General features: G+C 72.1%; 12 protein-coding genes and 1 pseudogene. 6 read left to right on the top strand and 7 right to left on the bottom strand.

All coding sequences use genetic code 11. From position 1 onward, the window contains the following. Positions 1-11: 11 nt before the first annotated feature. On the bottom strand, positions 12-1,025 hold the full coding sequence (locus FHX68_RS01520) for a TetR family transcriptional regulator (RefSeq protein WP_141380687.1): 1,014 nt from the start codon (positions 1,023-1,025) through the stop codon (positions 12-14). 63 nt (positions 1,026-1,088) lie between these two features. Here FHX68_RS01520 and lipB point away from each other — a divergent pair, with 63 nt between their 5' ends. Both lipB and lipA read left to right on the top strand, forming a co-directional pair. Beyond that, positions 1,089-1,739 (top strand): lipoyl(octanoyl) transferase LipB, encoded by a 651-nt coding sequence (gene lipB / locus FHX68_RS01515; protein WP_141380686.1) that lies wholly within the window; start codon positions 1,089-1,091, stop codon positions 1,737-1,739. Then, complete coding sequence (gene lipA, locus FHX68_RS01510; protein ID WP_141380685.1) at positions 1,736-2,755, top strand: lipoyl synthase; 1,020 nt, start codon at positions 1,736-1,738, stop codon at positions 2,753-2,755. The genes lipB and lipA overlap by 4 nt, the downstream gene beginning before the upstream one ends. A gap of 93 nt (positions 2,756-2,848) precedes the next feature. Here the strand turns inward: lipA and FHX68_RS01505 are convergent, their stop codons facing one another. From FHX68_RS01505 to smc, 4 genes are all read right to left on the bottom strand, one after another. After that, complete coding sequence (locus FHX68_RS01505) at positions 2,849-3,349, bottom strand: DUF2004 domain-containing protein (RefSeq protein ID WP_141380510.1); 501 nt, start codon at positions 3,347-3,349, stop codon at positions 2,849-2,851. A gap of 78 nt (positions 3,350-3,427) precedes the next feature. Beyond that, on the bottom strand, positions 3,428-4,300 hold the full coding sequence (ftsY, locus tag FHX68_RS01500; protein WP_141380511.1) for a signal recognition particle-docking protein FtsY: 873 nt from the start codon (positions 4,298-4,300) through the stop codon (positions 3,428-3,430). A 68-nt stretch (positions 4,301-4,368) separates the two neighbouring features. Next, positions 4,369-5,064, bottom strand: coding sequence for a hypothetical protein (locus tag FHX68_RS01495; protein WP_141380512.1), 696 nt, complete (start codon positions 5,062-5,064; stop codon positions 4,369-4,371). A gap of 64 nt (positions 5,065-5,128) precedes the next feature. After that, complete coding sequence (gene smc / locus FHX68_RS01490; protein ID WP_141380513.1) at positions 5,129-8,692, bottom strand: chromosome segregation protein SMC; 3,564 nt, start codon at positions 8,690-8,692, stop codon at positions 5,129-5,131. Positions 8,693-9,135: 443 nt separating this feature from the next. Between smc and FHX68_RS16080 the strand changes: the two genes are divergently transcribed. The 3 genes and pseudogenes from FHX68_RS16080 to FHX68_RS16230 all read left to right on the top strand — a co-directional run. Beyond that, positions 9,136-9,264 carry a hypothetical protein gene (locus FHX68_RS16080; RefSeq protein ID WP_255314023.1) on the top strand — a complete coding sequence of 43 codons (129 nt, stop codon included), beginning with the start codon at positions 9,136-9,138 and terminating at the stop codon, positions 9,262-9,264. Positions 9,265-9,337: 73 nt separating this feature from the next. Further along, a complete protein-coding gene (locus FHX68_RS01485; RefSeq protein ID WP_141380514.1) occupies positions 9,338-10,420 on the top strand; it encodes a GNAT family N-acetyltransferase in 1,083 nt (360 codons plus the stop codon). Then, positions 10,417-10,734 (top strand): annotated as a pseudogene (locus FHX68_RS16230) (GNAT family N-acetyltransferase); the annotation flags it as partial. The gene FHX68_RS01485 and the pseudogene FHX68_RS16230, both read left to right, overlap by 4 nt. Here FHX68_RS16230 and FHX68_RS15650 read toward each other — a convergent pair. Continuing rightward, positions 10,687-10,956 (bottom strand): hypothetical protein, encoded by a 270-nt coding sequence (locus FHX68_RS15650; protein ID WP_229661421.1) that lies wholly within the window; start codon positions 10,954-10,956, stop codon positions 10,687-10,689. The pseudogene FHX68_RS16230 and the gene FHX68_RS15650 overlap by 48 nt on opposite strands. Between FHX68_RS15650 and FHX68_RS15645 the strand changes: the two genes are divergently transcribed. Beyond that, the gene (locus tag FHX68_RS15645; protein WP_229661420.1) at positions 10,925-11,227 is read left to right on the top strand and encodes a hypothetical protein; all 303 of its coding nucleotides are present in this window, start codon (positions 10,925-10,927) and stop codon (positions 11,225-11,227) included. The genes FHX68_RS15650 and FHX68_RS15645 overlap by 32 nt on opposite strands. Positions 11,228-11,242: 15 nt before the next feature. Here the strand turns inward: FHX68_RS15645 and mutM are convergent, their stop codons facing one another. Beyond that, on the bottom strand, positions 11,243-12,163 hold the full coding sequence (mutM, locus tag FHX68_RS01475) for a bifunctional DNA-formamidopyrimidine glycosylase/DNA-(apurinic or apyrimidinic site) lyase (RefSeq protein ID WP_141380515.1): 921 nt from the start codon (positions 12,161-12,163) through the stop codon (positions 11,243-11,245). Positions 12,164-12,168: the final 5 nt, after the last annotated feature.

Genomic DNA, 12,168 nt, shown 5'->3' with positions numbered 1-12,168 from the left:
GGGCGGCGGCCTCAGCGACCGTCCACCGGCTCCGCCGCGCCGAGCTCCTGGAAGAGAGTCACCTGCAGGTCCGCCGGGGCGCGCAGCCGCGCGTTGACCGACCGCCAGGGCGTCTCCCGGGCGGAGGCCTCGACCACGGCGCCCGCCTCGGCGAGCCGTTCGACGACGGCGGCCGTGTCGCCGACCTCCAGCGCGACGCGCAGACGCTCGCTCGGGGCGTCGCCGTCCGTCTCGACGCGATCGATGAGATCGACCTGCGCGGGGTTCGACAGCTCGAGCGTCGCGCGCCCGGCGCCGAGGATCGCGACCCGTGCGCCGCCGTCGCCTTCGTACGACTCCTGCTCGGGCATCCCGAGCACGTCGCGGTAGAAGACGAGCGCCTCGGCGAAATCGTCGGCGCGGGCGACCAGACGCAGCTGACGCACGGGGCCGGGCGCGGTGACGGCGGCCGCGTCCACGGCGCGGGCCAGCACCGGACCGAGCGGCGTCTGCCCGGCACCGGCGTGCGCCCACGATTCGATGGCGGCGAGCACCGCGCCGGCGTAGGCGGCGCCCGCGACGGCGGCCTCGATCTCGTCGGCCCCGCCCGCGCGGAACCGCCCGATGACGGCGTGGGCGATGCGCGAACGACGGATGCCCGTGTCGCGCTCCAGTTCGTCGACGAGGCCCATCGGTTCGGCGTGCACGATCGCGAGCGCGAGGGCATCGGGAGCGAACCCGTCGCCGAGCGCTGTCAGCTCCGCACGGACGGCGGCAGCGGCAGCCGGGGCGGCGGGGGCGGCGGCGCCATCCCCTCCGCCGCCGTGCGCGAGACGCTCGCCGAGCGACGTGATGCGCTCGTCCAGCCCCGCCCAGAGCACGTCGGACTTCGACGTGAAGTAGTTGAAGAAGCTCGACCGGCTGACGCCCGCGCGCCGGGTGATCTCGGCGACCGTCGTGTCGGCGTAGCCCCGCTCGAGGAACAGCTCGCAGGCGGCTTCGGCGATGGTGTCGCGCGACGTCGCGCGGGGACGGCCCGTTGTCATCCCCACACTGTATCCAGGGCGTATTGTTGGACGCGGTTCAGAAACCCGATCCGAAGGAGCGTCATGCTCGACGTGCGCACGGTGGGACTCTCCCCCACGCTCATCCCCTACCCCGACGGCTGGGCGCTCCAGCGCGAGGTCCATGCCGGCGTCGTGGACGGCTCCCGCCCCGACACGCTGCTGCTCCTCGAGCACGAACCGGTCTTCACCGCCGGCGCCCGCACCGCCCGGCACGAGCGTCCGACCGACGGCACCCCCGTGGTCGACGTCGACCGCGGCGGCAAGATCACGTGGCATGGCCCGGGCCAGCTCGTCGGGTACCCGATCGTGCGACTGCACGAGCCCGTCGACGTCGTCGCGCACGTGCGGCGGCTCGAAGGCATCCTCATCGACGTGCTCGCCGGGCTCGGCGTCGAAGGCTACCGGGTCGAGGGTCGGAGCGGCGTCTGGGTGCGCCGCCTCCTCTCCGAGGACAAGATCGCCGCGATCGGCGTACGCGTGCAGCGCGGCGTGACGATGCACGGCTTCGCCCTCAACTGCGACAACTCGCTGCTGCCGTTCTCGCAGATCATCCCGTGCGGCATCGCGGATGCCGGGGTCACGACCGTCAGCGAGGTGCTCGGGCGCGATGTGCGCCCCGCCGACGTGGTGGATGCTGTGTCGGCCGCGTTCCAGGCATCCTTCGCCGCCTCGTCGCCGGCGGTCGCCGCATGAGCGCCTGCGGAACCCCCGCCCCCGGTGCGGGACCGGCGAGCGCACCGGAGGGACGGAAGCTCCTCCGCCTCGAGGTGCGCAACGCCCAGACCCCCATCGAGCGCAAGCCGGAGTGGATCAAGACGAAGGCGAAGATGGGGCCGGAGTACCAGGCGCTGCAGTCGCTCGTGAGGGGCGAGGAGCTGCACACCGTCTGCCAGGAGGCCGGCTGCCCGAACATCTACGAGTGCTGGGAGGACCGCGAGGCGACGTTCCTCATCGGCGGCTCGCAGTGCACGCGGCGGTGCGACTTCTGCCAGATCGACACCGGCAAGCCCGCCGCCTACGACACCGACGAGCCGCGCCGCGTCGCCGACAGCGTGCGCCGCATGCAGCTGCGCTACGCGACGGTCACGTGCGTCGCGCGCGACGACCTCCCCGACGGCGGGGCGTGGCTGAACGCGGAGACGATCCGGCAGATCCACATTGTGAACCCCGAGACGGGCGTCGAACTGCTCGCCACCGACTTCAACGGCGACCCGGCGCTGCTCGGCGAGGTGTTCGACGCGCGACCGGAGGTCTTCGCGCACAACGTCGAGACGGTGCCGCGCATCTTCAAGCGCATCCGTCCGGCGTTCCGCTACGAGCGCTCGCTCGACGTGCTCACCCAGGCGCGCGCCGCGGGCCTCATCACGAAGTCGAACCTCATCCTCGGCATGGGCGAGGAGCCGGAGGAGGTCGTCCAGGCGCTGCAGGACCTGCACGACGCGGGAACCGACATCGTCACGATCACGCAGTACCTGCGCCCCTCACCCCGGCACCTGCCCGTCGCGCGCTGGGTCAAGCCCGCCGAGTTCGTCGAGTTCAAGGAGGCGGCCGAGCGCATCGGGTTCCTCGGCGTGCTCGCCGGCCCGCTCGTGCGCTCGTCCTACCGCGCGGGGCGCCTGTGGGCCCAGTCGATGACGTCCAAGGGCCGTCCCCTCCCCACGCACCTCGCCCACCTGGCCCGCGACACCGAGTTCGCCCAGGCCGTCTGACCCCGCGAGCCGCTACGCCGCGGTCGAGCCGCTACGCCCCGGACCGTCCGCGCCGTGGCGGCTCGGCCGCGGGATAGCGGCTCGGCGGTGAGGTCAGTCGGCGCTCGTGACGGACTGCACGGCGCCGTCGCTGGTGAGGTTCACCAGGAGCACCTCGTCGGTGGCATCCGTGTCGAGCGCGTACTCGAGCACGGCGAAGGGATCGGCGCCGCCGTGCTCGTCGGCGAGGATCGTCATGCTCACCAGCTGCAGCGACCGGATGATGTCGATGTGCGCGTCGCCCGAGATGTCGACGAGCACGTCCTCGAGGTCGTCGCCGAACGCCTCCTGCTGCTGCAGCAGGTATTCGGTCACCTCGCTCGTGCGGTCGTCGAGTTCCGCGACCATGGCGTTCCGCGCGGTCAGATCGATCTGCTCGAGCGACGAGATCATCGCCGCCGCGACGTCGAGCGCCGCCTGCGACACGTCGTCCTGATCGGGCGCGGTGAGGTCGACGGTCACCCGCTGATCCGCTAAGTCGACCGTCTCGGACCAGAAGATCGATCCGTCGGGCCCGGACTCCAGCAGTCCGAAATAGTCGTGCTCGATCGCCATGAGCCTATGCAACCACCCTCGTCGCCCGCGCGCGACCCCGCCGCCGCACTGCCAGCGCTCCGCGGCGCGCCGACCCGGTCAATCGACCAGCGCCGAGACGAACACGTGCGGGGTGAAACCGGTGAGGTCGCCGATGTCCTCGCCCTGCCCGAGGAGCTTGACCGGGATGCCGGTGCGCTCCTGCACGGCGAGGACGAAGCCGCCCTTGGCCGACCCGTCGAGCTTGGTGAGCACGAGTCCCGTGACGCCCGCGTGCTCGAGGAAGGCCTCGGCCTGCATGACACCGTTCTGGCCCGTCGTGGCATCCAGCACCAGCAGCACCTCGCTGATCGGCGCCTGCTTCTCGATGACCCGGCGGATCTTGGTGAGCTCGTCCATGAGCCCGCCCTTGGTGTGCAGGCGTCCTGCCGTGTCGACGAGCACGATCTCGGTGCCGGTCTGCTTCGCGTAGTCGATCGTCTGATAGGCGACGGATGCCGGGTCCTGACCCTCCTGCTGAGGACGCACGATCGTCGCTCCGCCGCGCTCGGCCCACGTCGCGAGCTGGTCGACGGCGGCGGCGCGGAACGTGTCGGCGGCGCCGACGACGACCGATCGCCCGTAGCGCTGCAGGAACTTCGCGAACTTGCCGATCGTCGTCGTCTTGCCGACGCCGTTGACGCCCACGACGAGCACGACCGCCGGGCGCTCGGTGAGCCGCAGGGTCGTGTCGAACTTCGCGAAGTGCTCCTCGAGGGTCTCCTTGAGCATCCGCTGCAGGTCGCGCGGGTCGGTGGTGCGGTAGCGGTCGACCTTCTCGTGCAGCTCGTCGATGATCCGCTCGGTGATCTCAGGGCCGAAGTCCGCCGTCAGCAGAGCGGTCTCGAGGTCGTCCCACGTGTTCTCGTCGATCGTGGGCTTGGTGAACATGCCGCGCAGGGCACGACCGAGCGACCAGGAGGATTCAGCCATGCTCCCAGCCTAGAGGCTGGCCCCCGCCCGCCGACCTGCCGTCGGGCGTCTGGTCCGCGGCTCGGGGGTCAGAGCCCCGGGCCGACGACGAGGGTGAGCTTGTCGTCGCGGAGCGTCGAGTACAGCGACTGGGCGCTCTGTCCCTCCGGACACGTCACGTGCACGACGAACCCGCCGTGGAAGGAGGTCAGCCCCCGCGCGGCGGCGACCCACGAGCCGCCGGACTGGGTGCTCCCGGCGACGACCCGCACCTGCGTCGACCCGGAGGTTCCGGGCACGTAGCCGACCATGTCGTCTTGCGCGGCGGCGGTGACCTCGTCGGGGCTGACCTTCAGCCAGGTCGCGAGCACGGCGTCGGAGAGGGCGCGGTCGCCCTCGCCGGAGCCGATCGACGAGACGTCGCCCTGCCAGAAGCGCACCTCGCACTGCGTGCTGTTCTGCGTGTACGCCCAGTTGCCGTTGCCGTCGTCGGGCGTGGTCAGCGTGTAGTCCGCGTCGGCGACGAGGCTATCGCCCCACTGCGCGCGCAGGCGTGTGCCGAGCACGGCGCCGGCCTCGAAGGTGAGGTCTTCGGGCGTCTCGAGCCCGTCGCCCGGGTCGGCGGACGCGCTCGCCTCCGGCGCCCCGGCATCCGCGGTGAGCGGCGCGGTGGTTCGCTCCCCGGGGTCCGTGAACGCGCACCCGCCGAGCACGAGCGCCGCGGGGAGAAGGAGCGCGGAAAGCGCGAACGCGCGCGATCGCGAGGGATGCGAGGGCTGAGGCATCCCTCCACGCTATCCGCCCCGCCGACGTCACCGCCCGCGCGCGGCGAGACCTGTGGAGAACGGGTCAGACGGCGGCGCGCTCGCGCACGCGCTGCCCGACGACGGCGGACACGCCGTCCTGCCGCATGGAGACGCCGTAGAGCGCGTCGGCGATCTCCATGGTGCGCTTCTGGTGCGTGATGACGATGAGCTGACTGGATGCCCGCAGCTGCTCGAACACGCCGAGGAGGCGGCCGAGGTTCGCATCGTCGAGGGCGGCCTCGACCTCGTCGAGGATGTAGAACGGGCTGGGCCGCGCCTTGAAGATCGCGGTGAGGAGAGCCACCGCCGCGAGCGAGCGCTCCCCGCCGGAGAGGAGCGACAGGCGCTCGATCTTCTTGCCGACCGGGCGCACCGAGACCTCGATGCCGGTCGTGAGCGGGTGCTCCGGGTCGGTGAGCGAGATGGATCCCGACCCGCCGGGGAAGAGGACCGGGAACACTTCGCCGAACGCGGTCCTGGTGTCTTCGAAGGCGGCGAGGAAGATCACCTCCATCCGCTCGTCGAGCTCGCCGATGATCGTCTCGAGGTCGGTCCGGGTCTGCACGAGGTCGGCGAGCTGCTCGGTGAGGAAGGCGTGCCGCTGCTCGAGCGCCGCGTACTCCTCGAGCGCGAGCGGGTTCACCCGGCCGAGCTGGGCGAGCTTGCGTTCCGCGTCGTGCAGGCGGCGCTGCGCGGCCGCGCGGTCGAACGGCCGCGGCGGGGCGTCGTCGCCGACGTCGGAGTCGTCGGAGGTGCCGTCCTGTTCGGCGCCCTCGTCGCCTGCGTCATCGGCTGGCACGGGTCGATCCGGGCCGTATTCCGCTACGAGAATATTCTCGTCGAGGCTCAGTTCGGATGCCACGCGTTCGAGCAGACTCGTGACGTGCAGGCGCTTCTCGTGCATCTGCAGCTCGAGTCCGTGCACGCTCTCGGTGAGGCGCGAGAGCCGCTCGCGCACCGTCGCCTCGCGCGTGCGCAGCTCGCCGAGCTCCGCCGTCACCGCGGTGCGGGCCTGCTCGGCCAGCTGCAGCGCGACGCGCGCCTCGGTCACGGACCGGTCGACCGAGTCGAGCAGCGGCGGCAGGCTCGCGGCGACGTCGGCGGCGATCTCGCGCTGTGCCCGGCGGATCACCGCGCGGCGGGCCGCCTCGGCGGCGGCGGCGCGCTCGCGTTCGCGCTGGCGCACGAGCTGATCGACGCGCGCCTCTCCGGCACGCACGCGTTCCTTGAGCGTCTCGACGTCGAGCCGCGCGCGCATCTCGGCGTCGCGGGTGGTCTCGAGATCTGCGAGCAGTCCGTCGCGCGCCGACGCGTCGAGGATCGGACGCGGCGCCTCCTGCGCGGCGTGCAACGCCTCGCCGGCGGTCCGGGCCGCCTTCTCGGCATCCGTCACCGCCGCCTGCGCCTGCCGGAGCCCCGCCTCGAGTCGCTCGCACTCGGCGACGGCCGCCTCGTGGCGGACGGTCGCCCGGTTGACCTGCTCGGCGTGCGCGGCGAGGGCCGCGTCGTGCTCGCGCAGCCGCTGCAGCGACTCCCGGGTGAGGCGACGCCCCTCCTCCCAGCCGCGCTGCGCGTCGGCGAGGGCCTCGCGCAGCGAATCGGCGACCACGCGGATCTCGGCGAGACGCTCGGTCGCCGCGTCGCGCTCCGCGGACAGCTCCAGACGCGAACGTCCGCCGCCCGAGCCCGCGCGCACGGTGGACACCGTCGCCTTCTCGCCTCCGCGGGTGACGATCGTCGCGTCTCGGCCCGCGGCGAGAAGGGCGGCTCGCACGGCGGGAAGAGCGTCGAGGTCGTCGACGACGAGTACGTCGGCGAGGACGGCAGCGATCCCCTCCGGCGCCGTGACGAGGTCGCTCGCGACGACCGCGCCGGGCACGTCCAGCCGCGCGCCGGCAGCGTGCGCCCCGGGCTCGGCGATCGCGATGTCGACGGCGCCGAGGTCGTCGTCGCGCGCGGCCCGGGCGAGGGCGAGGGCGGCGTCGAGATCATCGACGAGCACCCCCTCCGCGAGCGCGCCGAGGGCCGCCGCGACGGCGCCCTCGTATCCGGCGCGCACCTTCACCGCATCGCCGACGAGCCCGCGGATGCCTTCGCCGCCGCGGGCGATGAGCGTGGCCGCGGCGTTGCGGACATCGAGCGCCCGCCCGAGCGCCGCGGCCTGCGCCGTGAGCGACTCGATCTCGCGCTCGGCGCCGTGCAGCCGCTCCCTCATCGTGCTCACCTGGGTCTCGGCGTCGGCGGCGTCGCGCTGCGCGCGCTCGTACGCGGCGGCATGCTCGGCCGAGGATGCCTCGGGCACGAGATCGGGATCGACGGCGGCGAGCGCCTCTTCGGCTTCGGCGCGGCGGGCGAGGGCGGCGTCGAGGGCGCGCTGCTGACGCTCGACGCCGGCGTGGACGGCGTCGAGGCGCGAGGTCGCGGCCTCGGCGGTGCCGCGCAGGCCCGCGAGGCGCATGTCGTGCTCCGACACGAGTGCGCTCTGCGCGGCGATGTCGGCGTCGAGGGCATCGAGCTCCGCTCGGGCGCGGATGACGTCACGACCCGCGGTGGCCGCGGCATCCTGCGCGTCGCCCAGCCCCGCCGCGATCTCGTCGATCTCGGCGCGCGCCTCGTCGATGACCGCTTGACTCACCGTCGCAACCTCGAGGGCGAGCGTGCCGTCGTCCTCGATCAGGGCGAGGCGCTGTCCGGCGAGCGAGTACAGGCTCCGCAGGCGCTCCTGCACGCGCTCCAGCGCGAACGCGACCCCGCGGGCGCCGTCAACGGCCTCGGAGCGCTGCTCGTGCTCGAGCGCGTCGATCCGGGTCTTCAGCTGATCGGCCTCATCCTGCAGCACGAGCCGCTCGGCGTGGCGCTCCTGCTCGCTGCGGGCGTGGTCGGCGAGCTGGGTGCGCAGGCTCACGAGCTCGTCGGCGTAGAGGCGCGCCTTCGCGTCGCGGACGACGGCCGCGATGGTGGCGGCCTCGCGGGCGATCTCGGCCTGCTTGCCGAGGGGTTTGAGCTGCCGGCGCAGCTCGCCGGCGAGGTCGCTCAGCCGGGTGAGGTTCGCCTGCATCGCTTCGAGCTTGCGAAGGGTCTTCTCCTTGCGCCGGCGGTGCTTGAGGATTCCCGCGGCCTCTTCGATGAAGCCCCGGCGGTCTTCGGGGCTCGCCTGCAGCACGCTGTCCAGGCGCCCCTGACCGACGATGACGTGCATCTCACGGCCGAGACCCGAGTCGCTGAGCAGCTCCTGCACGTCGAGCAGACGACAGCTCTCGCCGTTGATCGCGTACTCGCTCGTGCCGTTGCGGAAGAGCGTCCGACTGATCGTGACCTCGCTGTACTCGATCGGCAGCGCGCCGTCGGCGTTGTCGATCGTCAGCTGCACCTCGGCCCGGCCGAGCGGTCCGCGCGTCGAGGTGCCGGCGAAGATGACATCCTCCATCTTGCCGCCGCGGAGGGTCTTCGCCCCCTGCTCCCCCATGACCCAGGCGAGCGCGTCGACGACGTTCGACTTGCCCGAGCCGTTGGGCCCGACGATGCACGTGACGCCGGGTTCGAGCGCGAACGTCGTCGGCTGCGCGAACGACTTGAAGCCCTTCATCGTCAGGCTCTTCAAGTGCATTCGGGTGTCCTCCACGGGCGGGGTTCGCCTCCACGCTAGCGGACGCGCCGCACTCTCCCCTTGACGCGCGCCGCGATTCGGCGCTAGTGTCACAGATCGCGTCAGAAGTAGAGAAAGGAGGTCCCTGACATGATGATGATCACCACCGTCACCGAAGCAGTCGAAGCACGAGCGTTCGCTCCTCTCTCCGCGTTCGCAGGGGCCGTCTCCTTCGACGCTTTCCGCGCGGCCGCCTGCTAACGGTTCGCCCGCGAGCTCTGCCCTTTTCAGGGCATGACGCTTCGGCGCGCACCGTCCGCAGCCGCCCTTCCGTGCGCTCTGCGCGCACGTCCGCCGCAGCCCGGCATCCCCGCATCGCGAGGTCTCCGTCCGAGACCTCCGTCGCGAAGCCACACCGCCCGCGAGGCGTCCCGTCTCGCACCTTCCCGTGAAAGAGCATCCTCATGCGCACCTCGACGTCGAGTTTCGACCTCTCCGATTACGACCAGCGCCGCCTGCGGCTCGCCCAGCGCGACCGCCTGCAGCGCGAGCAGTCCTGGCAGCGACTGCTGCAGCTGCGTCCCTTCCTCTGATTCCGCACGCGGGGTGCCGGCCTCCGGCATCCCGCTGCGGGATCTCCTTCGACCACACCCAAAGGAAACACTCATGACCGAACCGACGGACGTCGAGTTCCGCCCCCTGACCATTCCGGCATCGATGGATGCCTCGGACGCCGACGAGTTCCGCGAGTTCACGCGGGTGCGCAACGAGGTGTACCGCGAGATCGCCGGCACCGATGACGACGCCCTCACTCCCGAAGAGCTGCTGCCGCACTACCAGCCGAGCCCGGAGGAGATCCGGTACGTGTGGGTCGCCGTCGTGGACGGCGAGATCGTCGGTCGCGTCAGCGTCGACCTTCCCCTCGAGGAGGGCTCCCGCGCCGCGTTCTGGCTGATCGAACTGCTCCGCGCACACCAGGGCCGCGGCATCGGCACGGCCGGTTACCGCCTGATCGAGGAGAAGGCGCGCGAACACGGCCGCACGGTGCTGCAGTCGTGGACGCAGCATCCGGATGCCCCGGGCTCGCGCCTCGAACCCCCGACGGGGTTCGGCTCGATCCCCGAAGACCGGGCCGCGCGGTTCTACCTGCGAAACGGCTACACCCTCGAGCAGATCGAGCGCGAGAGCGCGCTGGATCTGGAGGCATCCGCCCCAGACGTCGCGCGCCTCCTCGCCGCCGCCGAGGCGAAGGCGACGGGCTACCGCGTCGTGCAGTGGCAGCTGCCGACACCCGCGGAGCACGTCGCCGCGTACGCCTGGATGAAGTCGCGCATGTCGACCGACACGCCCGCGGGCGCCCTCGAGTTCGACGAGGAGGTGTGGGATGCCGAGCGGGTCGCCCGGCACGACCGCAAGACCCTCGACGGCGGGCGCACGATGCTCGTCACCGCAGCGCAGCACGTCGCCACCGGCGAGCTCGTCGCCTTCAACGAACTGGTGATCGGCCACGACCCGGCGGCGGCGAGCCACCAGGAAGACACGCTCGTGCTGCGCGAGCACCGCGGTCACAAGCTCGGCCAGCTCGTCAAGTGCGCCGGGCTCACCGTCTGGCGCCGCGGCATCGCGCCGCGCTCCCCCAAGGTGATCACCTACAACGCCGAGGAGAACCGGCCGATGCTCGACATCAACGAGGCGATCGGCTTCGTGCCCGTCGCCTACAACGGCGCCTGGAAGAAGGTTCTGGAATGATCGACACGCTCACCCTCACCCCGATCGCCGTGCCGCGCACGATCGACGGCCCCGACGCCCGTGACTTCGTCGCGGCCGCGGAGGTGCTCAACCGCAGCGTCGCGTTCGACATCGGCAGCGACCACCTGCGAAGGGACGCCGCCGAGACGCTCCCCGGCTGGCAGGATCAGACCGACACGTTGCACGGCGGCCTCGTCGCGCGGCGCGATGAGGTCGTGGTCGGGGCACTCATCTATGAGGGACCGCAGGCGGCCGCCGCGACCGAGCTAGAGTTCGAGCTCGGCGTCGCTCCCGAATCCCGCGGCACCGGCATCGAGACGGCGCTGCTCGCCGCGCTCGAGGAGGCCGCCCGCCTGCTCGGCCGCACCACGCTCCAGACGTACGCGACGCACGCGACGGACACCGGTCTGCCGATGCTGCCGTCGCCGACCGGGTTCGGCGGTGTGCCGCTCGACGGTGCGCCGGCGCGAGGCGCGGCTCGCCGCCGCGGGGATGCTCGTGTCGGTGGCGGCGGTCGTCCACGAGCCGACCGGCACCGTCGTCGCCTACAACGAGCTGGCGATCGGCAGCGACCGCACGAGGCCGACCCACCAGTGGGGCACGCTCGTCGTCCGCGAGCACCGCGGCCGGCGCCTGGGCACGATCGTCAAGTGCGCGAACATCCTGCACTGGCGCGAGACCGTGCCGACGTCGCCGTTCATCTCGACCTTCAACGCCGAGGAGAACCGGCCGATGCTCGACGTCAACGAGGCGCTCGGGTTCACGCCGATCGCGATCGGCGGCGCGTGGCAGCGGACGCTCGACTGACCACGGTCCGCACGGTCAGCGCGACAGCCGCTGGCAGTGCGGGCAGAAGTGACTCGAGCGGTTCATGAACTGCTCGCGCACGATCGGACGGCCGCATCGCGGGCACGGCTGCCCGCCGCCGCCGTACGCATTCAGGGAGTGCGCGAAGTAACCCGCCTGGCCGTTGACGTTGACGTACTGCGCGTCGAAGCTCGTGCCGCCCTCGGCCAGCGCCTTCAGCAGCACGGCGCGGACCTCCGCGAGCAGCCGCGACACGGCGCGCGCCGACAGATCGGATGCCGGTGTCTCGGGATGGATCCGCGCCGCCCAGAGCGCCTCGTCGGCATAGATGTTGCCGATGCCGCTCACGACGGTCTGGTCGAGGAGCACGCGCTTGACGGCCGACCCCTTGGCCCGCGCGGTGCGGGAGAACCGCGCATCGGAGAACGCGTCGTCGAGCGGGTCGCGGGCGATGTGCGCGACCTGGGAGGGCGTCGCTGGGGCATCCGTGCCCCATCCGCCGGGTGCGGAGTCGGGGGACGGCACCAGGTGGTCGATCGCGAGCGACCCGAACGTGCGCTGATCGGCGAAGACGAGTGCGAGCTCGCCGTGCACGGGATGCTCGATGTCGATGCGCACCCGCTCATGACGTTCGGTGGCCGCGCCCGGGGCGCGCAGCAGCAGCTGACCGCTCATGCCCAGGTGTCCGACGATGGCTTCACCGAGGTCGCCGTGTCCGTCATTCGACGTGACTTCGAGCGGCAGCCAGAGAAACTTGCCGCGCCGCGCGGCCGCGGTGATCGCGCGCCCGCGCAGCGCCTCCTCGAACGAGGCGGCATCGCCGGCGTGACGGGTCAGCGCCCGCTCGTCGGCGACGGTGACCTGCGCGATCCGGGCGCCCACGACGGCGGGTGCGAGACCCGCGCGGACGACCTCGACCTCGGGAAGCTCCGGCATCGGGG

Source organism: Microbacterium lacticum (genome assembly GCF_006716815.1).
Classification (GTDB): Bacteria; Actinomycetota; Actinomycetes; order Actinomycetales; family Microbacteriaceae; genus Microbacterium; species Microbacterium lacticum.
Note: the sequence above shows the minus strand (reverse complement) of the source record. Positions and strands in the feature narration are given on the sequence as shown.